Genomic DNA, 22,085 nt, shown 5'->3' with positions numbered 1-22,085 from the left:
TGATCGTTCAATTAACATCTGGCAGCCTAGCTACAGGCAAACCGGATCATGTTCGCAGCGGGGTGTTCACAGATCAGAGAAACCGATGGACGGTATTAAGCTAATTTAACGATGTGTCATGGAATCGAGACAAAAGGATGTTACTCATGGAAATGGTGTTATCTGTTGCTATTGTTTTTACCCTGCTGGCGTCGGTGGTGATCCTGCTTCGCTACGGGAATCTTCGTTGCAAGGGCGATATGCCCACCTCCTTATTTACCTTTATCGCAATCCTGTTTACCTCGGGCCTGGACGTAGGCCTGATCATGTTTCCGCTGACCGAATTTCCGGTTTATGCCAGTGAAGCCGAATACGGGTTTGCCAACCCCCTGGCCATCGAGTTCGGCTTCTGGGGCTTTCTGGTCTGGGGCTTCTATTTTCTGACCACCTTCTACTTCGTGCTGATTGAGCCCAGGGTCCGGCTGTTCGAGCTGCCTGTGGTCAAGTTTGTCAACAACCTGGTGATCATAGGTACCTGCGCCTTCACCGGCTTCCTGTTTCTCAGCTATCTGCCCACTTATATCGAAGGCATCTCGCCGGCCATGACCTATGGCCTGGTGGCACTGGTGGTGCTGGCGGCGGTCTGGTCCAGCTCGGACGTGCGTTATGTGAAACTGCTGAGTGTGGCCTCGACCTGGCTGTTTATCGCCCTGATCGCCGCCATGTGGCTGAATACCGGAGCCGGTGTGCAGGGGCTGGGGAATACGGTGGCCGGCATTGGCGAGTATTTTACCAATATTCATCAGTTTGTGGCGCCCATCACCGACTATCACGCCTTCTACCTGTTCTGGTGGTTCTCCTGGAGCATCATGATCGGTCAGTTCGTGGCCCGTTTTTCTGGCGGACTCAAGGCCTGGCAGCTGTGTGTGTCCATGCTGGTGGTACCGTCCATTCCCATCGCCATCTGGTTTTCCGTGCTCTATGTGCATTTCGAGCAGAGTCTGGCCATCGACGGCCTGCTGAACCTGGCGATGGTAGTGGTCGGCGTCATCTTCGTGATCAACTCTCTGGACTCGCTGATCCGGCTCTACACCACTAATCTGCGTATCGAGGCGGAAAAGTTGGGGCCGGTGCGTTATGTGGCCTTTAACTGGAGCCTGATGTTTGGCCTGGTGCTGTTGTTCCAGTTCACACCATTGAAGATAGAGTGGATAGGGCTGGTGGTGATTGGTCTCTATGCCCTGATTACCGTGCTGCTCTGGCATCGTCGCCGCCAGCTTGGTGGCTTGGGGCAGACGCCTTCTTCACTGAGTGCGGCCTCTACCAAGGCCTAAAGCCACAGTTCCCGCTATATTCCTATCTGAAACAGGCCGCCGGATGGCGGCCTTTATATTGCAGACAAACTACCTGTATTTTCCACCGTCTTCCGTGAGTCTTCTGTTGTCGTTCCCGCGCCCCCCTCAATTGTCGTGCCCGTACAGGCGGGAGCCTGGTGTCCAGTGCCATGGAGCTCGGCCTATACGGAGGTGGCTGCATCTTAACCAGGGTATCGAGTGTAACCCACCGGGCAGGGCCCATAAAAAAGCTGGTCGGGGCATACCGCCCAGACCAGCAAAGTGGACCGACCTTAATTAATTCACATTCAATAACTCAAGGTGCCTGTCTGAGGTTAGAACGCCACTTCCACATTGCCCTGAGGCACGCTGCAGCAGCTCAGTACATAACCGTCGGCGATGTCTTCATCCGTAATACCGCCGTTGTGATCCATGGTGACTTCGCCTCTTACCACCTGCACCTTGCAGGTGCCGCAGATACCCATGCCGCAGGCCTTGGGAATGTGCAGGCCTACCTGGGCCGCGGCGCTGTGCAGCGTTTCGCCCGGCATTATCTCCACCTGCAAATCGCTGTCCTGGAACGACACCGTCAGCCGGTCTTCGGTACGCTCCAGCTCCTCGGCCAGCTCGACCGCATCGCGGGCTTGCTCTTCGACGTCTTCGGCCACATCTACCGGTGTCGCGCCGAAGCTTTCCTCGTGGTAGTGCTCCATCGGGAAGCCGCTGTTCTGGAGCAGGGTGCGTACCGCCCGCATGTAGGGATTGGGCCCACAGCAGAAGATTTCCCGCTCCATGAAGTCCGGGGCGATCAGGGCAAGCATGGAACCGTTAAGGTAGCCTTTGAAGCCACTCCAGGTTTCGCCGATGTCGGTACGCTCGCAGATCAGGCTGAGGTGAATATTGTTCAGCCGCGAGTCCATGTGCTGCAGCTCCCGGTAGAACACCAGATCCTTGGGCGTGCGGGCACTGTGCACGAAATGGATGTCGACGTCGGCATTGGTGTCGAACCACCAGCGGGCCATGGACATCACCGGGGTGATACCAACGCCGCCGGAGAGCAGCAGCACCTTGTCATTGGGGAAGTCGATACAGTTGAAGTTGCCGACTGGGCCATGGACCGCCAGTGCGTCCCCTTCGTTCAGGTTGTCGTGCAGCCAGTTGGACACCTCGCCGCCGGGTACCCGCTTGACGGTAATGGAGAAGCTGTAGGGCACGGAAGGAGAAGAGGCGATAGTGTAGCTGCGCATCACCGTTTGCCCTTCTATTTCCAGTTCCAGGGTAACGAACTGCCCGGGCTTGAAGAAGAACAGCAGGGGGCTTTCTGCGGTAAAGCAGAAGGTCCTGACGTCCCAGGTTTCCTGTATGACCCGGACGCACCGCACCGGATGGCGCCCGTTGCTCCATGTCTGGGTATTGATGGGTGAGATAAAATCCTGATTCATCGCTGTTCTCCGTCTGGGCTTCGCCTGATTGTCCTTATGCCGGCATTTTTGTGCACTTTTGCCGTTGCTGATTGTCCAGAAACGACATGCAGATACCTGCCAGCCCCGTTTTTGTTCATGAGCAGGCGCATATAGGGCGGGGCGGGGGCGGAGAGGTCGGAAATCATCTGCAGTCGGGTCGTTTTCAGACAACCACGAGATGATGGCCTTGGTGAGAATAGCGTCACTGGTGTCCAGCTCAGGTGGCAGAGACACAGCTCAATATCAACAGCAAAGGAAGCAGCAAACATGGAGCAGATCAACACCGCATTGTTAGGCACAGCCCCCGGCCTGGGTGATGCAGTGCAGATGTTGCAGCAGCGTCGTCCCGGCTATTCACTCCCCCAGGCGTTTTATAACAGCCCCGACGTCTTTGCCGCCGACATGGAGCAGATCTACTGCAAGGAATGGCTCTTCGTCGGCCTGACCTGCGAAATCCCCACAGTGGGCAACTTCATGACTCTGGAGGTGGGTAATAATCCCATTACCATAGTACGTAACAAGCAGGGCATTCAGGCGTTTCATAATGTCTGCCGTCATCGGGGATCACGCCTTTGTACCTCGAAAAAAGGCAAGGTGGCCAAGTTGGTTTGTCCCTACCATCAGTGGACCTATGAGCTGGATGGCAACCTGCTCTATGCCGGCAACGACATGGGGGACAGCTTCAACAAGGCCGACTTCCCGCTGAAGCAGGTGCACACCAAGACCGCCGGCGGTTATATCTTCATCAGCCTGGCCGACAACCCGCCCGCAATAGATGATTTTCTGGCGGAGCTGGAGCGTTACCTGGAACCCTACGACCTGGAAAACGCCAAGGTGGCGGTGCAGTCCGAAATCGTCGAGGATGCCAACTGGAAGCTGGTAATAGAGAACAACCGCGAGTGTTACCATTGCAACGGCTCGCACCCCGAGTTGCTCAATACCCTGCTGGAGTTTGACGACACCACGGATCCCCGTGCCACCGACGCCTTCAAGGCCCACGTGGCGCGCATGGGCGAGCAATGGGATGCGGAGAACATTCCCCATCACCATGTGTCGTTCGGGCTGCGCAACCGCATGGTGCGGATGCCGCTGGCCGAAGGCAAGGTGGCCATGACCATAGACGGAACCCATGCCTGCGAGAAGACCCTGGGCCGGGTCAAGAACCGGGAGCTGGGCTCGCTGCGCATCCTGCACCTGCCCAACTCCTGGAATCATGGCCAGAGCGATCATCTGGTTACTTTCCAGGTTGTGCCGATAGGCCCGCAGAAAACCAAGGTGATCACCAAGTGGGTGGTACACAAGGACGCGGTGGAAGGGGTCGACTACGACGTGGAAAAACTGCGCCGGGTGTGGGACGCCACCAATGCCCAGGACAGAACCCTGGCCGAAGAAAACCAGCGGGGCATCAACTCGGTGGCCTATGAGCCCGGTCCTTATTCGCCTACCTATGAATTTGGTGTGGTGAACTTCATCGACTGGTACTCGGATACCTTTATCGACCATGCCACCGGTCGCGCCGGCGGGCAGACCCTGTCCGTCGAGTTGTCCGAATAAGGTGAATTCAAAGGGGGAGCCATCGGCTCCCCCTTGTTATTTCCGCTGATTTTCTACCGTTATTCCCGCGCAGGCGGGAATCCAGTGCCCTTTGCCATGGCTCTCCGCCTACGCGGAAGTGACGTTTATTTCATGCAGGCGTCCAGCATGGCCTGTACTTCGGGATGCAAGAGTTCCCGTTTGACCAGCAACGACGCCAGCCGTTCTTGCCATAACTCCTGCTCCGGACCCGACAGCGCCTCATTCAGCCTGTTACTGCACTCCACCAGCGACAGCTGCCTTGCCCCCTCAAGCCCCCAGGCCTGCAACTGGGCACGTAAATCGTCCTGATCGATAAGCTCGGTAATCATCATGGCTCTGTCCTCCTCGGTTCATTATCGCCACAGCCTATGCCGCCGGTTTCCGCCGGGCAATAGATCCGTGGTTATTATGTCGTATTCAGGCAAGCTATTTGGGTTGTGACACAATTAACTTAGTTTCTCCGGTTTTTGTCGCTATCGGGATCATGAGATATGCTCGAGCCTGTAGCATGGGCGTAGCACCGCAATCAACAGTCAGTATCCGACGAGACGGACTGTCCTCCAGAGAGTCTCCCCTGCTTGTTTGCGACCAGTACCATTTTACCGTTAAAAGGACTTGTACACCGTCTGCGCTCGAATACGCTGAGCAGTGCGGCCTGTATATGGCGTGTCGTATCGGTAATGTATTGATTCATAAACGGTCAAGCCATAACCATTGGGGGCCTCCAGGCGCCCCTTTGTTCTGCTGACAATGCAATTGGAAATGATGACGGCTTTATGGCCTGTATACCCGCGTCACCAGAATAATTTATGATCAGGTGTGCTTTGATAGATTCATCCGGCCGTAATAGCGGATATCAATTAGTTAGTGAGGCACTCCAGAATATACTTTCGGTACTTCGGGATGCAGAGTTACGGCTTGGTGCCCGCCGTTCTGCCATAACTCCTGTTTCGGAGGTGACAGTGTCTCATTCAGCCTGTGACTGCACTTCACCAGCGACAGCTGCTTTTTCCTTGCCTGCTACTTGTCATGCAAGTCGTCCTGATCGATAAGCTCGGTAATCATCTGGTCCTTCTCCTTGATTTATTCATAACGTTACACCCTATTCCACGGCTTTTCCCACTGCAGTTGTTCTTTGGTTCATATGTCGCATTCAGGATGGTAAGCGGCCGGTAGGACGCACAGACGTAACCGGGTGTCGTATCGGGGAAACTGTACCGGGGTGATAGCTGTTGTTATAGAGGTCAGTTTTTGCCCATAACGACAGCCAGCTGGCGTTATGGACAAAAGTTGTACCGGCAAGCGCCGGGCCGGCAGGACCCCTGGCCCCCGGTTGCCGTTTTGATGTTTACCAACCCGACGGAGATCTTGTCCTATGTTAGGCAAAGATGGACTTTTGAAAGGAATGAGCCCGGCGGCGACGATCAGTTCCATGATTATCGTTACCTTATTTGTGGTGGGAGGCGCCTTGTTACCCGATGCGGCGACCAGCTTGTTTGAAAGCGTATCGGGATATCTCATCAACAATTTCAAATGGTATTACATCGCCATTCTGACGTTGATGCTGGTGTTCTGTGTGGTATTGGCCTTTAGCCGGTTTGGCAGTTTGCGCCTGGGAGCCGATGATTCCCGCCCGGAATACAGTTTGTTTTCCTGGTTTGCCATGTTGTTCAGCGCCGGCATGGGCATTGGCCTGGTGTTCTGGTCTATCGCCGAGCCCATCTACCATTTTCAGAGTAACCCCTTCATTACCGAAGGCATGACGCCGGAAGCGGCCGAAGTGGCCATGCGGCTGACCTTCTTCCACTGGGGTCTGCATCCCTGGGCCATCTATGTGGTAGTGGGGCTGACCCTGGCCTATTTTTCCTACCGCAAGGGATTGCCGCTGACCATTCGCTCGGCGCTCTATCCGTTGATTGGCAAGCGCATCTACGGCTGGATGGGACACACTGTGGATGTGCTGGCGGTATTCGGTACCATCTTCGGGGTGGCGACCTCTCTCGGCCTGGGTGTCGCCCAGATCAACACCGGTATGAACCACCTGGTCGGTATGGAAATCAGCACCAGCAATCAGCTGATCCTGATAGTGGTGATCTCGCTGATTGCCACCCTGTCGGTGCTGTCCGGGCTGGGGCGGGGCGTAAAATGGCTGTCGGTCATCAACATGTGGTTTACCGCCGCCATTCTGTTGTTCCTGTTGTGCTACGGCCCCACCCGTTATCTGTTGCTGAGCTATGTGCAGGGCATCGGTGATTACCTGACCCATGTGGTGGCGCTCAGTACCTGGACCGATGCCAGCAAAGACAGCCAGTGGCAGTCCTGGTGGACCGTGTTCTACTGGGCCTGGTGGATGTCCTGGTCACCCTTCGTCGGCATGTTTATTGCCCGAATTTCCAAGGGGCGCACCGTTCGCGAGTTTATCTGTGGTGTGCTGCTGGTGCCGACTCTGCTGGGTATGCTCTGGCTGACCATGTTCGGTGGTACCGCCCTTTATCTTGAGCTGACCCATACGGTTACCAATGCTGCCGGAGAAGCGGTGGCGGCCGTGGGGCAGGCCGGCATAGTGACGGCGGTGGGCGAAAATGTCACCTCGGCCCTGTATGCAACCCTGTCCCAGCTGGATGGTGGTGTCATGGGCACGCTGGCTGCGATCTTGTCGACCCTGCTGGTGGCACTCTACTTCATTACCTCTGCCGACTCCGGCACCCTGGTCGTGACCACCATATTGTCGCTGGGCAACGAACATCCTCCGCGCAGTCAGCGAGTATTATGGAGTATGGCGGTGGCGGCGGTGGCGGCCATACTGATGTTGGCCGGTGGTCTCAAGGCGCTGCAGACCGCGGCCATTATTGCGGCTTTTCCCTTCTCGTTCGTCATCCTGATCATGATGTGGGGTCTGTACCGAGCCCTGCATCAGGAGGTGCCCGTCACCCAGCCGGTGACGGTCGACTCGCCGGTCACCATGGAAGCACCGGTAAAGGTGCCACCGGCATCCTGAGCCTGATATCGAATGGTAACAAAAGGGGCGAAAGCCCCTTTTTTAATGTGCTTTTTCGGGGCTGTACTGCCCCGCTCTGGTGCGGTATCGGTCGTTCGGCCGAACATTCTCGCAACAAATAACGATTTTTTACCGAAAACCCTCGGCAAACACCTGTTTGACGAGGGTTTTTTTATCTTTTTATGGCGTGAAAAAATGGCGCGTATCTTGCTGATTCTGGCTGATGAATATGAGGGAACTGGCTGTGTCCTCATGCTCTTGCGGGGGCATGCCGACAGCGAGCGAGTCTTTGACGACGTCCATCAGGACGGAATTATCATAGCTTCGTCACAAGTTATCACTGAACGCCTGAAAATTACCTGTGATCGGGTTTCCGAAATCTCACTTATGGTATATGTTTCGCAAATGTGAGCATTTGTAATTTAAATGTTCACGTCCAGTTATCGTGACGCCATCGTATCAACAGGGATCCCGACTGCGGTTGTACAGGGACCAGGAGCAAGCGAAATGAGCCAAACACAACGTGTCGGTTTCCTACTAATAGACAATTTCACCATGATTTCCCTGGCTTCCGCCATCGAGCCCCTGCGCATGGCCAATCAGTTATCGGGTCAGCCCCTCTATGAATGGGTGATGCTGTCCGAAACCGGAGCCCCGGTGCGGGCCAGCGACCATATGCTGATTACCCCGGATCACAGTATTCAAGATTGTGGTCACCTGGACATGATGATCCTCTGCGGCGGGGTAGGGGTGGTCAATGCCCGCAGCCGTAACCTGCGTGTCTGGCTGCAGCAGCTGGCCAGGCGTAGGATCAAACTCGGAGCCGTCTGTACCGGCAGTTATCTGCTGGCCGATGCCGGTGTACTGAGCGGTTATCGTTGCACCCTGCACTGGGAATACATGGCCTCGTTCAAAGAAGCTTTCCCCCAGCTGGAAACCAGCAGCGCCCTCTATTGCATCGATCGGGACCGTCTGACCAGCAGCGGCGGCACAGTGCCGATGGACATGATGCTGCATCTGATCGAGAAGGAACATTCCAGCGCCCTGAGTACCGCTATTTGCGACATGTTTCTGTGTGAACGTATTCGCGAGGGGCAGGAAGAGCAGAGGGTGCCGCTGCGCCATATGGTGGGTACGGCCCAACCCAAGCTGGCCGAGGTGGTGGCGTTGATGGAAGCCAACCTGGAAGAGCCGATCACTCTGGACGAGCTGGCCTGTTATGTGGGGTTGTCCCGGCGTCAGGTCGAACGACTGTTTCAGCGTCATGTAAAATGTTCCCCCTCCCGCTATTACCTCAATCTGCGGCTGAAACGGGCCCGGCAGCTGTTGCGCCAGACCTCGCTGTCGATAATCGACATCGCTACCGCCTGCGGCTTTGTGTCGACGCCTCATTTCAGCAAATGCTACCGGGAGAACTTCGGGGTACCACCGCGAGATGACCGCTGTAGTCGTTCCGCCTCCAGACCAACCACCCCGGTTCTGCCCAACCTGGTCATGCATATCCAGCTGGATTCGGCGAAGGGTGAGCCCACCTTTGCCTCTGTGACCTTGTAGCCCCGGAAGATATAGCACTGTATCGACAAGCCCCGCATCGCGGGGCTTTTTACTTTCCGGAGTTTGTCGTCAGGCGTGACGTTTTTGGCTATGTGCTCGTCGTTTTCAGCCAGCGGGCGAGCATGGCTGCGGGCTAGACTGCCCTTGAATCCGGTGGTCTCCATACCACCAGCCACATTTATTCAAGGAAGGTCTGGCTATGCAAAATGCAGCTGAACTACACAAGCAGGCAGTCGTCATCGATGGCCTGATCATCGCCAACTGGGGGCGGGAACTGTTTGAGGACATGCGTCGTGGCGGCCTCACCGCCGCCAACTGTACCGTGTCGGTATGGGAAGGGTTTCAGGGCACGGTCAACAACATTGCCGCCTTTAATCGCTACTACCAGGAGCATGCCGACCTGATCCGTCCGGTGCGCACTACCGCCGACATCCTCAAGGCCAAGGAAGAAGGCCGCACCGGCGTGATCCTCGGGTTCCAGAACGCCCATGCCTTCGAAGATCAGCTGGGTTATGTGGAAATCTTCAAGCAACTGGGCGTGGGCATAGTGCAGATGGCCTACAACACCCAGAACCTGGTGGGCACCGGCTGTTACGAACGCGATGGCGGCCTGTCCGGCTTTGGCCGCGAGGTGGTGGCCGAAATGAACCGGGTCGGCATCATGTGTGATCTGTCTCATGTGGGCGCCCAGACCTCCAAGGAAGTGATCCTCGAGTCCGGCAAGCCGGTGTGCTATTCCCACTGTCTGCCGGCCGGCCTGAAAGACCACCCGCGCAACAAGTCCGACGAAGAGCTGCGTTTCATCGCCGATCACGGCGGCTTTGTCGGGGTGACCATGTTCGCCCCCTTCCTGAAAAACGGCATCAATTCCACCATCGACGACTATGTCGAGGCCATCGCCTATGTGATGGAGTTGGTGGGTGAAGATTCCATCGGTATCGGAACCGACTTTACCCAGGGTCATGATCAGAATTTCTTCGAATGGCTGACTCACGACAAGGGCTATGCCCGTCGTCTGACCCGCTTTGGCGAGATCATCAATCCCGAGGGGATCCGTACCATCGGTGAATTCCCCAATCTGACCGAGGCCCTGCTGCGTCACGGTTTCTCACCACGTCAGGTAGAAAAAGTCATGGGCGGCAACTGGATGCGTGTGCTGAAAGACGTCTGGGGCGCATAAGCCATAACAGGTAAGTTAAAGGAGAATCACAATGTCAGTACATGCACCCGAAATGCCAATTGAAGTGAGCAATGAAACCGGCGTCTGGACTACGGACGCGCTGCCCATGCTGTATGTGCCGCGCCACTTCTTCGTCAACAACCACATGGCGATCGAAGAAGAGCTGGGCCCGGAGCGCTATGCCGAGATCCTGTACAAGGCCGGTTACAAGTCTGCCTGGCACTGGTGTGAAAAGGAAGCCGAGTGTCACGGCATCAGCGGTGACGCCGTGTTCGAACACTACATGAAGCGCCTGTCTCAGCGTGGCTGGGGTCTGTTCACCATCGAAAGCCTGGATATCGCCGCCGGTACCGCCAGGGTTCGTCTGGATCACTCCGCCTTCGTCTACCAGTACGGCAAGGTGGACCGCATGGTGGATTACATGTTCACCGGCTGGTTTGCCGGTGCGGTCGACCAGATTGCCGAAAGCCTGGGACTGGCGGTGCGTACTGTCGCTCGCCAGACCCAGAGCGGCTCCCAGACCGGCTGTGACTACGGCCTGTTCGAGGTCAGCCCGCGTTAAGATGCACCGCCTGCGTGGTCATCGCGACAGGATAGTAGTTTTCGGCGGGCCGGTTGCCGGCCGCCAGACAAGTCAGCAGAGGGATCCAGGATGGGACAGTTCGACGCCTTGTTTCAACCCATGAATATCAACAAGCTCACCATTCGTAACCGGGTGGTGAGCACGGCCCATGCCGAGGTGTATGCCACCGACGGCGGCATGACCACAGAACGTTACGTCAAATATTACGAAGAAAAGGCCAAGGGCGGCCTGGGGCTGGCCATCTGTGGCGGCTCGAGCGTGGTGTCCATCGACAGCCCCCAGGAATGGTGGAGCTCGGTCAACCTGAGTACCGACCGCATCATTCCCCACTTCCAGAACCTGGCCGATGCCATGCACAAGCATGGTGCCAAGATCATGATACAGATCACCCACATGGGCCGTCGTTCCCGTTGGGACGGCCATAACTGGAGTACTCTGGTCAGCCCGAGTGGTATCCGCGAGCCGGTGCACCGTGCCACCTGCAAGGTCATCGAGCCGGAAGAAATACAGCGCATCATCGGTGACTACGCCCAGGCCGCCCGTCGTGCCAAGGAAGGCGGGCTGGACGGCGTTGAACTGTCTGCCGTGCACCAGCATCTGATCGATCAGTTCTGGAGCCCGCGGGTCAACAAGCGCACCGACGAGTGGGGTGGCAGCTTCGAAAACCGCATGCGCTTCGGTCTGGAAGTACTCAAGGCGGTGCGTGCCGAAGTCGGGCCCGATTTCGTGGTGGGTATGCGTATCTGTGGTGACGAGTTCCATCCGGACGGCCTCAGCCACGACGACATGAAGCAGATTGCCAAGTACTACGACGACACCGGCATGGTGGATTTCTTTGGGGTGATCGGCTCCGGCTGCGACACCCACAATACCCTGGCCAACGTTATCCCCAACATGAGCTATCCGCCCGAGCCCTTCCTGCACCTGGCGGCGGGCATCAAGGAGGTGGTGACGGTACCGGTGATCCACGCCCAGAACATCAAGGATCCCACCCAGGCCCAGCGTATCATCGAAGGCGGTTATGTCGACTTCGTGGGCATGACCCGGGCACACATGGCCGACCCGCACCTGATCGCCAAGATCAAGCTGGGCCAGGTCGATCAAATTCGCCAGTGCGTGGGCGCCAACTACTGTATCGACCGTCAGTACCAGGGGCTGGATGTACTCTGCATCCAGAACGCGGCGACGTCACGTGAGTCGACCATGCCGCATATCATTGAGCCCAGCAGCGGGCCCAAGCGCAAGGTAGTGGTGGTCGGTGGCGGTCCTGCCGGTATGGAAGCGGCCCGGGTCAGTGCCGAACGCGGCCATGATGTGGTGCTGTTCGAGAAAGCCCCCGAGCTGGGCGGACAGATTACCCTGGCGGCGAAGGCACCCCAGCGTGATCAGATTGCCGGCATCACTCGCTGGTTCTCCCTGGAACTGGCACGCCTGAAGGTGGATGTGCGTCTGAATACCGCGGCCGATATGCCTGCCATGATGGCGGAAAATCCGGATGTGGTGATCCTGGCGGTAGGCGGAACCCCCTTCATCGAGCAGAACCCGGAGTGGGGCGCAGAAGAAGGCCTGGTGATCAGCAGTTGGGACATCCTGTCCGGCAAGGTAGAACCGGGCAAGAATGTGCTGGTCTATGACACCATCTGTGAATTCAGTGGCATGTCGGTGGCCGATTACCTGGCTTCCAAGGGCAGCCTGGTGGAAATGGTCACCGACGACATCAAGCCGGGCGCGGCCATCGGCGGTACCACCTTCCCCACCTATTACCGTTCGCTGTACGAGCGTGAGGTGATCATGACTTCCGATCTGGCGCTGCATCAGGTGTACCGGGAAGGGGACAAGCTGGTGGCGGTACTCGAAAACGAGTACACCGGCCAGAAGGAAGAGCGGGTGGTGGATCAAATCGTGGTGGAGAACGGTGTTCGTTCCGACGAGCGGCTTTACTACGAGCTGAAGGCCGACTCCGTCAACAAGGGGCAGATCGATCTGGAAGCCCTCTATGCGGCCAAGCCCCAACCGAGCCTGTCTCACGACGGTCAGGGATATTTGCTGTTCCGTCTTGGTGACTGCGTATCCCAGCGCAACACCTATGCTGCCATCTACGACGCCCTTCGCCTGTGCAAGGACTTCTGATCTGAAAGGTGCCGGAGCCTGCTCCGGCACCATGAGGTAAGCCCTTATGTTTGAGCCTGTGATCCCCTATTTGTTATTGCTCGCCTTCGCCCTGGGCTTTGTCGGGGCACTGCGGCGAGTCCGCCTCTGGCGCCAGGGGCAGCCGAGCCCGGTTTCGTTCTGGCAGGGGCTGGCCGCCATGCCGAGGCGTTATCTGGTTGACCTGCACCATGTGGTCGCCCGTGACAAGTACATGTCCAATACCCACGTGGCCACCGGCGGCGGCTTTGTGCTGGCGCTGGTACTGGTGGTGCTGGTGCATGGTTTTGGTTTGAAGACCGCCTGGCTGACCTGGCCGCTGCTGGCGGCCAGCCTGCTGATGATGACAGGCGCGATTTTTGTGTGGCTGCGCCGTCGCAAGTCGGCCGACGAGCTGCCTCATTCCCGTCTTTCCAGAGGCCCCTGGCAGCGCCTGCCCAAGAGCCTGATGGCCTTTTCCATCGGCTTTTTCCTGGCCACTCTGCCGGCTACCGGCATCCTGCCCGAAGGGTTCGGCAGCGGTCTGCTGGCCCTGCTGTTGCTGGCCGCCTGTGTCTGGGGCCTGGGTGAGATGGTGTTCGGCATGACCTGGGGCGGCCCCATGAAGCACGCCTTTGCCGGTGCCCTGCATCTGGCGTTTCATCGCCGTCCGGCCCGTTTCAATGGTGGCCGCGATACCGGTCTCAAGGCGCTGGATCTGAACGCCGGCAAGCTGGGCGTAGAGAAGGTCACCGACTTCAAGTGGAACCAGTTGCTGAGTTTCGACGCCTGCGTGCAATGCGGTCGCTGCGAGAGCAAGTGTCCCGCCTTTGCCGCCGGCCAGCCGCTCAACCCGAAGAAGCTGATCCAGGACATGGTGACCAGCCTGGCCGCTCAGGAGGAAGTGAACTACCACGGCAGCCCCCACCCGGGCCAGGAGCAGGCCGCCCGTACCGGCTGCCCCGACAAGCCGCTGGTGGAAAGCATTCTCGACAGCCAGACACTGTGGTCCTGTACCACCTGTCGGGCCTGTGTGGAAGAGTGCCCCATGATGATTGAGCACGTGGATGCGGTGGTGGACATGCGTCGTTACCTGACCCTGGAGCGCGGTGAAACCCCGGGCAAGGGCCAGGAGGTGCTGGAAAACCTGATTGCCACCGACAACCCGGGCGGCCTGTCGCCGGCCAGCCGTAGCCACTGGGCGGCGGACCTGTCGATTCCCCTGCTCAAGCAGATCAGAGAGACCGACATTCTGTTCTGGGTTGGTGACGGTGCCTTCGACATGCGCAACCAGCGTACCCTGCGTGCCCTGGTCAAGCTGCTGAAGGCGGCGAATGTGAACTTTGCCTTCCTCGGTGACGAAGAGCTGGACTCCGGTGATCTGGCCCGCCGCCTGGGCGATGAAGCCACCTTCCAGCGCCTGGCCAGAACCAATATCAACACCTTAAGCAAGTATCAGTTCAACCGCATCGTCACCGCCGATCCCCATGCCCTGCAGTGCCTGGGGACCGAATATGCGGAGCTGGGCGGAGACTACCAGGTGGTGCACCACACCGAGCTGCTGGCCGAACTGCACCAGCAGGGGCTGTTGGCGTTCAGTGCCAACGGCAACGGGCGCATGACCTATCATGATCCCTGTTATCTGGGTCGCTACAACGGCGTTTATGACGCCCCTCGTTACCTGATCGACCAGCTCGGGTACGAGCGCACCGAGATGGAACGCAGCGGCTTCCGTTCCCGTTGTTGTGGCGGCGGCGGCGGTGCACCTATCACCGATATACCGGGCGAACGTCGTATTGCCGACATGCGTATGGACGACGCCAGGGCGGTGAATGCCGAGTTGATGGCGGTAGCCTGCCCGCAATGCACCCATATGATGGAAGGGGTGGTAGAGCCGCGGCCCGAAGTGAAGGATATTGCCGAGCTGTTGCTGGAGGCGCTGATCGTGCCTGCTTCGCCGCAAACTGCTTCGCAAGGGGTGCAGCAACAGCCAAAGGAGGAAGTGGCGCATGTCTGAACTGAATCGTCGTGATCCGCGCCTGGAGTGGATACAGCGCAACCGGCTTCATCCTCGTCATGGTGAGCTGAATGGCCAGCCGACCCGAGGCCCGACCGGCCTGCTGCGCAAGAACCCCAGGCCCCAGTGGCAGTATGGTCCCAGTGGCCTGCGCCGACTGGATCGGCTGAACATGGGCGGAGCGGCCGGAATCACCCAGCTGTCTTCCAAAAAGCGCAACGAACAGCCGGTGTTGCCGCTGCACCAGGTGGTGGAGCCCCAGGCATATATTGCGGTCTGGCTGCAGACCAGCGGCGGTCGCCTGACCAGCCACTGCAAGGACGTGCTGGGCCAGGCCCAGCAACTGGCGGTGGCCCGGGAACAGCCGACGGCGGTACTGGGCCTGCTTTGTGGCGAATTGAAGGAAAGTGTGGAAGGCGCCGGAATCGATCGGCTGCTGCAGGTACAGGGGCCGGAATATGAAGGCTATCAGCCGGAGGCCTGGAGCCAGCTGTGCGCTCAGGTGGAAGCGGCGCTGACACCGCTGTACTGGCTGCTGCCCGACAGCGGCGAGTCCGCCGAGCTGGGCCGCCGCCTGGGGGTCGCCTTGGGCGAGCGTCCGGCTACCGGCGTATGGAAGCTGGAAGCAGACACCCTGCTGGCCAGAAACGGTGCCGGCAACCGGGATATCAGTCGGCCCTGGTCGCGGGTCATGCTGTTGCTGGAAGAATGTGCCCTGCCGTGTGGCGAGTATCGTTACGAGGCCGGCCCGGTAGCGCTGGAGCTCTCGGCACCGATCCGTTCCCGGCTCGAAGATCTGGGTCAGGTGGCGGTGGATCCCGCCGAAATCCCCCTGGCCGAGGCCGAGTTCATCCTCGCGGCCGGCAACGGTGTGCACGACTGGCCCCAGTTCCATCAGGCCGCGACCCTGCTCGGGGCCTCGGAAGGGGCCAGCCGGGTAGCAGTGGACGACGGCTTCATGCCCCGCAACCGTCAGGTGGGGGCGACCGGTACCTGGGTCAGCGCCCGCGTTTATATTGCGATCGGCATTTCCGGCGCCGTGCAGCATCTGCAAGGCATCGGCAAATGCGAAAAAGTGGTCGCCATCAACCGGGATGCCGACTGTGACATGGTCAAACGCGCCAGCCTGACCACCATCGGCGACAGCAGCGAGATCCTGGCCGAGTTGATGAAACTGGTCGAAGCCAAATCCCCCCAGGAGGTGAGTGATGCAGCCTGACACCCTGAATATTGCCGTGCTGGTCTCCCAGGGCCAGCATCCGGTATCCGGGCGCGCGCGGCGCGCCCATCAGGATGCCTGCGCCCTGGAGCTGGCCCTGTCGCTGCCTCCGTCTCTGAACGGCAAGGTGAGCGCCATTCACGCCGGTGATCCCGAGCAGGATGCCCTGCGCGATTACCTCGGCATGGGCATCGATGGCCTGACGGTGCTGAACCAGACGGAGGAAGACGATGCCCTGGCGGTGTTGACTCCTTACCTGAACGAGCAGCAGCCGGATATCCTGCTGACCGGGGTGCGGGCCGAGTGTGGCGAAGGCTCCGGCCTGCTGCCCTACCTGTTGGCCGAACGCCTGGGCTGGCCCCTGGTGACCGGCATTGCGGCCATCGAAAGTATTGAGAACGACGAAGCCAGCCTGTTGCAGGCCCTGCCCAGAGGCCAGCGCCGGCGCATCAAGGTCAGGCTGCCCTTCGTCGCCAGCGTGGAGAGCGCCGCCGCCGAGCCCCGGCAGATTGCCTTTGCCAAGGCCCGGCGTGGCAATATCGCGCGGCTGACCCCGGCCACCGAGGTCGATCTGACGCGTGCCGAATGGACACTGTCGGCGGCCAAATCCAGGCCCAAACGACTCAAGGTATCTACCGCCAAAACCGCCGCCGACCGTTTCAAGCAGGCGACCGCCAAGGCCCAGGGCGGCAAGGGCCAGATCATCCGCGATGATCCCCAGGCCGCGGCCAAGGCCATCTACGATCTGCTGGTAGAGGAGGGAGTATTGAGAAAGTAGGTAACTGTCTTGGGGAAGACAATGTAACAACGCCGGCAAATGCCGGCGTTTTTGTTCCAGCTGCGGATGCTCGCGAAAGCGTCGCAATGATTTCACTTGTTAACTGTGACTATCGCGTGATTTTCTGGCAATAATCCAGTGGGCCATAAATACCAAGATATCAATTACAAGAATAATAAAGTTTTGCGCGAGACTTTGCAGCGCGCTCCGTTGCTCACTCTTTATTTCTTGCTGCCAGCTAGCATTTCTTGCATCCGTGAGATCTTGACCACTTGGCAGAATAAACGCATCTTCATTGTACTGATTTCGTTGAGCCAGCCAATCACGATACTGCTGATCAGATAGGTGCGCTTCATATTCGTTGTTATTTATAGTGAACTCCGGGGCTGACAGTTGAACGGCATCCCAGGCTGTCATTCCAGCGACAATAACGAAACAGGCAACAGTAAAAAAGCAAACAGCAAGAGCATAGATTTCAACAAGATTCTTTTTCAATGTATGGTTCCTTTCGATTTTTGCTAACGTTCAAATAATACGCGTGTTTTTTTGCATCGTATTGGTTTTCTGGTTAGGTAAAACATTAAAAGTCAATAATATTCTGATTAACAGCTGTTCTTGCCGGCAAGTTTGATGTATCCCCCTGTTGGTGGTTTTGCCACAGGGTTCAGGATTGTTTCTGCTTCGCCAGATCGAAGGCCTGAGTAATGGTTAATATCTTCTCGGCTTCCTCGTCGCTGATTTCAATACCAAATTCGTCCTCAAAAGCCATGACGATTTCTACCATATCGAGAGAGTCGAGGCCCAGGTCGGTGACGAAATTACTTTCCATATTTACCAGGTCGGGGTTCACTCTGTCGAATAGTTTTACCACGTTGAGAATTGTGTCTTGAAGCTCTTTATCTGTCATGTATTATCCTTAAGGGTATTTTTTCCAACCAAAGCACCTGATTATATGGTGCATAACGCCGCCAACACAGGCGAGCGTAGCGAGTCCAGCCAGCTTGCTGGCTTTTGTGATTGGCCTTGTTAGGTTTACTCGGCATAATATTTTGATTTAACTTCGTCAAGATCCATTTCTTTGGCTTCTTTCACTATTGCGACAAGTTCTTCGTGAAGCTTCTTATCAAGTTCAATTGCTACTCCCGCCAAATCACCCATGCTACCACTACGATTATTCAGCAAGTATCTTGTTTTAAACTCAGTAGCATAAGCTATACAATATATGGCCTCAAATTTTTTACAAAGTTTTTTATTGTTACTTCCTGATTGATTATCTATTAACTCTTTGAGCTGATTAATCAGCTCGTTAATAGTTTTAATAGAATCATAAGTGTCCGTCAGGCCAATTCTAGCGCTTCTCGATAAATCCATGCATATCTCATGGAAGTGCTCATCAAAAATAAAGGTGTGAATTCTACCTGGTACCGAAGTAACTTCCTGACTCAATACGATTAGCTGAAGAGAGTATTTCGTTTGATGTAACATTCTTACCAGCCAAGCGTTTACGTCTGAAAGTTCTGTATAGATAGACTCAACCACTTTTCTCTTTCGTCTTTTATCTTTAGTTAAGTCGGTAAGTTGACTCAGTAGCCACCCAAGACTGACACCAATTAGAGCAGAAACAATTTTAACGTCCATGATTCTCCGAAATATAGATTGTAAACCTAACGCCCGCATTTGCGGCTGGTTTGGAGCGCAGCGGAAAACCAGTCCGACAACATGCGCTTGTTACATGTTGTCAACTTTGTAGCTCCAAGCTTAAAGTTGGGTACACAGAAGTTACAGGGTTTTCAACTGAGTCTGGGTCATCTAGCACTCTTCTAGCTTGCGCTGCGATTTCGGACTTATAAGTTTCTAATTTGGGCACCAATGTATATATATCAGTACAGTCGAGAACTATCGTTCTAAAGTTTCCAATATCAAATGGGATTTTGTCTCCCTTACGAACTATTTGAATAGTTGGCAACCTTGAGACATGACGCAAAGCTAACTCGTAAAAAACATTAGGATTATGAAATGAAAGATCAGCAATCACTAAACGTGAGCGAAGGATATATTCAATGATCTGATTTGTAATTAGACCCGGCTGGTCTATTGTATCTGCTCGAACAACCTTTAGCCCCAATGGCTCAATTGCCGGCTCAATAATAGAGCCTAAAAATAAATCTGAGTGCTTCCTGTTTTCAGAATTTTCTTCTCCAATAGGAGTAATATAAAAACAAGTGGAATCATAAACAGAGTTACCTGATGTTATGATTCCTGCAATTTCTTTTCCTTGGGCTGGAACAGGTAGATCATTGTTAGCATTAGGTAACTTTGCTTTTGTTCTTGAGAAAGATTCTAATGCGTGATCGACTGTTACTATCCTTTCTGCACCAGCTAGAGTTTGTAGGACTCCAACATACTCTGCATTTACTACAAAAATATCAACAAGGGTATCTATGACGCTTTCTTCAACTTCAGCCTCTCTTAAAGTGTCTGCCAGAACCGTTTTCACTGGCATTTTATTGCCGGAAAATTTCTCATAGAGGATTTTTAGAGGTTCAACATTTAGGATGGCAAGCTGTATTTTAGCTTCAGCTTTTGAATGCTCTGATCCTGATTCATCAAAAGCTTTTAATGCCTCGGGTGTTAGTTCAAGTTGTTCAGCCTGATACCCACCTTTTACGAGCCCATATTTATTTGAATTTGTGATTAATGTCCTAGACGGGCCACTATCAGGTGATTTCTTTATATGGTCAAAAAGCGTTACGCGTCTAACTTTATGCCCTGAACCAAGCTCATATAAGGCTTCTGCGAACTCAACAACCTCTTCAAATGGACAGAGTGGATAAGGGACGACTCTCCTAGTTCTCTTTTTCTTTGGTGTTGTTTCATTTTTTTCTTCTGACACTGAATTCTCCTTTTAGTGACATGTAACGCCCTGTTAAGGTGTGAGCAACGCAATACAAAGGCCGCCGCATACCACCTTAAACACTAAACGCAACGCATAGTAAAAATGCCACGCGTTGCGAATCACTCTTAAACAGTTTGTTATGCTGATTATTCACCGTCTACATATAGCTTTCTTTTAAATGATTCACTGTCAAAACGTTTGATGTTTTGCAGGATGTCTATCGTCGACTTGCTGATTGGCTCTTGTGAACCAGCTATAGAGTTAATGAAATAAACTATACGGCACCATGCTTTGAAGTGCTCATTAGTCAGTTCAGATGCTACGGGTAGCAAATTCTCTAACGTACGAGACTCTCTCATGCAATGCTGTTGGATAGAGGTTAAAGCAGCTTCATCTAAACCGTTAGATTTAACGTACTGGATAAGATTATCGATCTGCTCGATATTCTTTTCATGATCCTTCCCGAAGAATCTGCCAACTCGATATTCCTGAGGAACATTTTTAAAGCTGTGCTTTAGAAAAAAGATCAAGTACTCACGTAAACGTCGTTCCAAGGAAACTAACTTCTTTTTCTTACTATTTTCTTGCCAACGATCAAACACCCAAAGGATGATTAACAGCTCAATACAAACGCCCATTAACTCGGGGGTGAGATTTCCAACTAAAAAGTTATCGGAATCCCCAAAGTATGCAGCTAATGACAAAAGTGCCAAAGCCGTGATTAAAATTGCTGAAAATGCTTTCTGATTAAGTTTTTCGAATCTCATACAAAATACGTTGATACAAAAGGTGGCGTATTCTACTTTGAAATAACCAAGTTGCATATAGATTCGTAGCAGCATAACATTTTAATACTGCGCATGCGCGTTTTTGTTCGGTTATGACGGTCTGGATTTCTTTCTTAAATTTATTATTTTATTGACTTAATCAGAGTTTTTAAGCTTTTTGACAGCGTGGAAAACGAGCATGCTCATTTTCACTCAGGCCTTGCTCACTATCTCCATACAGAAGCTGCGTAACCTTTTGCTCTACCGTATATTTTTCTGATGCTTCTGTTCTTTTTGAGCATGTCTGCGCAGCAATATGCGCATGGTTGGCGGGAGTGCTTAAATAAAATCAGTTTTGTGGTGTGTAACAAACACGCTACCGCCCCTCACTGTACTGGGGCTTAAGCGTATGCCCGGCTTACTTGTTTGAGTCTGTATTTTTGTCGTATGAGTCTGAAAAAGCAATGTGAAAGGTCATTTTGCGAAGTGGCTGTGTGAATTTGGTTGGGTTGTAAGCAGTTTTTGGGGAAGAGCTTGCCGGTTTGCTGTATTCGGGCAGGGTGCGTAGGGTTGATGACCGTGGTGGTATGAAGGTTCGCATGGACCCCCGTTTTCGCGGAGGTGACGGCTTTATAGCGAGTCGTCCTCATTCAACATGCCAAGGTCGCAGACGGAAAAACAGCCAGTATCTGGATGCTGTAATGTCCTGAAAAACACAGGAAACATAACATGACTACAAACACACTCGGGATTTTAGGGGTGGGTCATCTGGCCACCTACACGGTAACCGGCTTACGCAAGAGTGGTGATCACAGGCCGATCACCTTGAGTCCACGCAATGCACAAGCCTCGGCATTGCTGGTCGAACGTTGCCGGTGTTCCATTGCCGACCATAACCAGGAGGTAGTGGAGAACAGCGATATCATACTGCTGGCGGTACGGCCGGAGAGTCTGGGCGACCTGCTGGAGGATTTGACGTTCAAGCCGGGACAGCTGGTTATCTCGGTGATCGCCGGTGTCACCTTATCGCAGTTGCGGCACTATCCGGCACTGCAAGCGGTCACCCTGGCACGTTCTCTGCCTTCCGCCAGTGCCGAGGTCTGTGCCGGGCCGGTGCCGCTGTTCCCTGCCAATGAGGTAGCCGAGCAACTGTTGGGCAATATCGGCAAGGTCATCGTGCTGGAGTCGGAAGCGCTCTTCGATGTGGCACTGGCCCATGGCTGCCTGCATGGCTGGAGTTATTTTCTGGTGCAACAACTGATTGACTGGAGCATTGGCCAGGGCATGGATAAGGCAACTGCGCGGGATATGGTGGTGCATTCGATCGGCAGTGCCATCGAGCTCGCCGAATCCCGCCCCGAGCTCGACTATGGCGATATCGGCAACGCCATAGCGACCCCCGGCACCTTTACCCGAAAGGGCATTGAGCAGATAAAGGCAGAAAATGGTTTGCAAGCCTGGAATGATGCGATGGACAGTATCTGTAAAGCGTAATAACACAAATTGATCTATTTGGTTGTTTTGCAAAGGTCGGACAAATGGCCTGCTCCTCCGACACGCCGTGAATACCTCCATGTAGGCTCCGCCCTGCTGCCATGGAGTGACCTGTTAGCGC

Annotated in this window: 19 protein-coding genes; 12 read left to right on the top strand and 7 right to left on the bottom strand. The window is 55.1% G+C overall.

Features of this window, described 5'->3' with window-relative positions:
* Window positions 1–146 precede the first annotated feature (146 nt).
* On the top strand, window positions 147–1,313 hold the full coding sequence (locus tag ACLEIV_RS08175) for a BCCT family transporter (RefSeq protein WP_410456155.1): 1,167 nt from the start codon (window positions 147–149) through the stop codon (window positions 1,311–1,313).
* A gap of 335 nt (window positions 1,314–1,648) precedes the next feature.
* Here the strand turns inward: ACLEIV_RS08175 and ACLEIV_RS08170 are convergent, their stop codons facing one another.
* Window positions 1,649–2,755, bottom strand: coding sequence for an FAD-binding oxidoreductase (locus tag ACLEIV_RS08170; RefSeq protein WP_410456154.1), 1,107 nt, complete (start codon window positions 2,753–2,755; stop codon window positions 1,649–1,651).
* Between the two features lie 288 nt (window positions 2,756–3,043).
* Here ACLEIV_RS08170 and ACLEIV_RS08165 point away from each other — a divergent pair, with 288 nt between their 5' ends.
* Window positions 3,044–4,330 (top strand): aromatic ring-hydroxylating oxygenase subunit alpha, encoded by a 1,287-nt coding sequence (locus ACLEIV_RS08165; protein ID WP_410456153.1) that lies wholly within the window; start codon window positions 3,044–3,046, stop codon window positions 4,328–4,330.
* Window positions 4,331–4,455: 125 nt separating this feature from the next.
* Here the strand turns inward: ACLEIV_RS08165 and ACLEIV_RS08160 are convergent, their stop codons facing one another.
* Window positions 4,456–4,683, bottom strand: coding sequence for a hypothetical protein (locus tag ACLEIV_RS08160; protein ID WP_410456152.1), 228 nt, complete (start codon window positions 4,681–4,683; stop codon window positions 4,456–4,458).
* Window positions 4,684–5,726: 1,043 nt separating this feature from the next.
* On the opposite strand from ACLEIV_RS08160, the gene ACLEIV_RS08155 reads away from it, so the two are divergent.
* The 9 genes from ACLEIV_RS08155 to etfB all read left to right on the top strand — a co-directional run bounded on the left by ACLEIV_RS08155 (window position 5,727) and on the right by etfB (window position 16,807).
* Window positions 5,727–7,349 carry a BCCT family transporter gene (locus tag ACLEIV_RS08155; protein ID WP_410456151.1) on the top strand — a complete coding sequence of 541 codons (1,623 nt, stop codon included), beginning with the start codon at window positions 5,727–5,729 and terminating at the stop codon, window positions 7,347–7,349.
* A 12-nt stretch (window positions 7,350–7,361) separates the two neighbouring features.
* On the top strand, window positions 7,362–7,760 hold the full coding sequence (locus ACLEIV_RS08150) for a hypothetical protein (RefSeq protein WP_410456150.1): 399 nt from the start codon (window positions 7,362–7,364) through the stop codon (window positions 7,758–7,760).
* Between the two features lie 96 nt (window positions 7,761–7,856).
* On the top strand, window positions 7,857–8,903 hold the full coding sequence (gene gbdR / locus ACLEIV_RS08145; protein ID WP_410456149.1) for a choline metabolism transcriptional regulator GbdR: 1,047 nt from the start codon (window positions 7,857–7,859) through the stop codon (window positions 8,901–8,903).
* 199 nt (window positions 8,904–9,102) lie between these two features.
* Window positions 9,103–10,083 (top strand): dipeptidase, encoded by a 981-nt coding sequence (locus tag ACLEIV_RS08140; protein ID WP_410456148.1) that lies wholly within the window; start codon window positions 9,103–9,105, stop codon window positions 10,081–10,083.
* 31 nt (window positions 10,084–10,114) lie between these two features.
* Window positions 10,115–10,645: a DUF5943 domain-containing protein gene (locus ACLEIV_RS08135; protein WP_410456147.1), complete on the top strand. Its 531-nt coding sequence runs from the start codon at window positions 10,115–10,117 to the stop codon at window positions 10,643–10,645.
* Between the two features lie 90 nt (window positions 10,646–10,735).
* Window positions 10,736–12,796, top strand: a complete 2,061-nt coding sequence (gene dgcA / locus ACLEIV_RS08130) for a dimethylglycine demethylation protein DgcA (protein WP_410456146.1) — start codon at window positions 10,736–10,738, stop codon at window positions 12,794–12,796.
* Between the two features lie 46 nt (window positions 12,797–12,842).
* Window positions 12,843–14,810, top strand: coding sequence for a (Fe-S)-binding protein (locus tag ACLEIV_RS08125; RefSeq protein WP_410456145.1), 1,968 nt, complete (start codon window positions 12,843–12,845; stop codon window positions 14,808–14,810).
* The gene (gene etfA, locus ACLEIV_RS08120) at window positions 14,803–16,029 is read left to right on the top strand and encodes an electron transfer flavoprotein subunit alpha (protein WP_410456144.1); all 1,227 of its coding nucleotides are present in this window, start codon (window positions 14,803–14,805) and stop codon (window positions 16,027–16,029) included. The genes ACLEIV_RS08125 and etfA overlap by 8 nt, the downstream gene beginning before the upstream one ends.
* Window positions 16,019–16,807 (top strand): electron transfer flavoprotein subunit beta, encoded by a 789-nt coding sequence (gene etfB, locus ACLEIV_RS08115; protein ID WP_410456143.1) that lies wholly within the window; start codon window positions 16,019–16,021, stop codon window positions 16,805–16,807. Before etfA ends, etfB begins: the two co-directional genes overlap by 11 nt.
* Window positions 16,808–16,906: 99 nt before the next feature.
* Here the strand turns inward: etfB and ACLEIV_RS08110 are convergent, their stop codons facing one another.
* From ACLEIV_RS08110 to ACLEIV_RS08090, 5 genes are all read right to left on the bottom strand, one after another.
* Window positions 16,907–17,302, bottom strand: a complete 396-nt coding sequence (locus ACLEIV_RS08110) for a hypothetical protein (protein ID WP_410456142.1) — start codon at window positions 17,300–17,302, stop codon at window positions 16,907–16,909.
* A gap of 169 nt (window positions 17,303–17,471) precedes the next feature.
* The gene (acpP, locus tag ACLEIV_RS08105) at window positions 17,472–17,714 is read right to left on the bottom strand and encodes an acyl carrier protein (protein ID WP_410456141.1); all 243 of its coding nucleotides are present in this window, start codon (window positions 17,712–17,714) and stop codon (window positions 17,472–17,474) included.
* Between the two features lie 125 nt (window positions 17,715–17,839).
* Complete coding sequence (locus tag ACLEIV_RS08100) at window positions 17,840–18,445, bottom strand: hypothetical protein (protein WP_410456140.1); 606 nt, start codon at window positions 18,443–18,445, stop codon at window positions 17,840–17,842.
* Window positions 18,446–18,545: 100 nt separating this feature from the next.
* The gene (locus ACLEIV_RS08095) at window positions 18,546–19,700 is read right to left on the bottom strand and encodes a hypothetical protein (RefSeq protein WP_410456139.1); all 1,155 of its coding nucleotides are present in this window, start codon (window positions 19,698–19,700) and stop codon (window positions 18,546–18,548) included.
* 149 nt (window positions 19,701–19,849) lie between these two features.
* Window positions 19,850–20,527, bottom strand: a complete 678-nt coding sequence (locus ACLEIV_RS08090; protein ID WP_025793485.1) for a hypothetical protein — start codon at window positions 20,525–20,527, stop codon at window positions 19,850–19,852.
* Between the two features lie 672 nt (window positions 20,528–21,199).
* On the opposite strand from ACLEIV_RS08090, the gene ACLEIV_RS08085 reads away from it, so the two are divergent.
* Window positions 21,200–21,964: an NAD(P)-binding domain-containing protein gene (locus ACLEIV_RS08085; RefSeq protein ID WP_410456138.1), complete on the top strand. Its 765-nt coding sequence runs from the start codon at window positions 21,200–21,202 to the stop codon at window positions 21,962–21,964.
* The last annotated feature ends 121 nt before the right edge of the window (window positions 21,965–22,085 follow it).

The sequence above is a fragment of the Oceanisphaera submarina genome, assembly GCF_046521305.1.
Lineage (GTDB): Bacteria > Pseudomonadota > Gammaproteobacteria > Enterobacterales > Aeromonadaceae > Oceanimonas > Oceanimonas submarina.
Note: the sequence above shows the minus strand (reverse complement) of the source record. Positions and strands in the feature narration are given on the sequence as shown.

Excerpts from the sequence above, each read along its gene's own strand:
- acpP (WP_410456141.1), bottom strand. The coding sequence starts at position 17,714 with ATGACAGATAAAGAGCTTCAAGACACAATTCTCAACGTGGTAAAACTA.
- etfB (WP_410456143.1), top strand. The coding sequence starts at position 16,019 with ATGCAGCCTGACACCCTGAATATTGCCGTGCTGGTCTCCCAGGGCCAG.
- ACLEIV_RS08150 (WP_410456150.1), top strand. The coding sequence starts at position 7,362 with ATGGTAACAAAAGGGGCGAAAGCCCCTTTTTTAATGTGCTTTTTCGGG.
- ACLEIV_RS08175 (WP_410456155.1), top strand. The coding sequence starts at position 147 with ATGGAAATGGTGTTATCTGTTGCTATTGTTTTTACCCTGCTGGCGTCG.
- ACLEIV_RS08085 (WP_410456138.1), top strand. The coding sequence starts at position 21,200 with ATGACTACAAACACACTCGGGATTTTAGGGGTGGGTCATCTGGCCACC.
- etfA (WP_410456144.1), top strand. The coding sequence starts at position 14,803 with ATGTCTGAACTGAATCGTCGTGATCCGCGCCTGGAGTGGATACAGCGC.
- dgcA (WP_410456146.1), top strand. The coding sequence starts at position 10,736 with ATGGGACAGTTCGACGCCTTGTTTCAACCCATGAATATCAACAAGCTC.
- ACLEIV_RS08125 (WP_410456145.1), top strand. The coding sequence starts at position 12,843 with ATGTTTGAGCCTGTGATCCCCTATTTGTTATTGCTCGCCTTCGCCCTG.
- ACLEIV_RS08165 (WP_410456153.1), top strand. The coding sequence starts at position 3,044 with ATGGAGCAGATCAACACCGCATTGTTAGGCACAGCCCCCGGCCTGGGT.
- ACLEIV_RS08140 (WP_410456148.1), top strand. The coding sequence starts at position 9,103 with ATGCAAAATGCAGCTGAACTACACAAGCAGGCAGTCGTCATCGATGGC.
- ACLEIV_RS08135 (WP_410456147.1), top strand. The coding sequence starts at position 10,115 with ATGTCAGTACATGCACCCGAAATGCCAATTGAAGTGAGCAATGAAACC.
- ACLEIV_RS08155 (WP_410456151.1), top strand. The coding sequence starts at position 5,727 with ATGTTAGGCAAAGATGGACTTTTGAAAGGAATGAGCCCGGCGGCGACG.
- ACLEIV_RS08090 (WP_025793485.1), bottom strand. The coding sequence starts at position 20,527 with ATGCAACTTGGTTATTTCAAAGTAGAATACGCCACCTTTTGTATCAAC.
- gbdR (WP_410456149.1), top strand. The coding sequence starts at position 7,857 with ATGAGCCAAACACAACGTGTCGGTTTCCTACTAATAGACAATTTCACC.
- ACLEIV_RS08170 (WP_410456154.1), bottom strand. The coding sequence starts at position 2,755 with ATGAATCAGGATTTTATCTCACCCATCAATACCCAGACATGGAGCAAC.
- ACLEIV_RS08100 (WP_410456140.1), bottom strand. The coding sequence starts at position 18,445 with ATGGACGTTAAAATTGTTTCTGCTCTAATTGGTGTCAGTCTTGGGTGG.
- ACLEIV_RS08160 (WP_410456152.1), bottom strand. The coding sequence starts at position 4,683 with ATGATGATTACCGAGCTTATCGATCAGGACGATTTACGTGCCCAGTTG.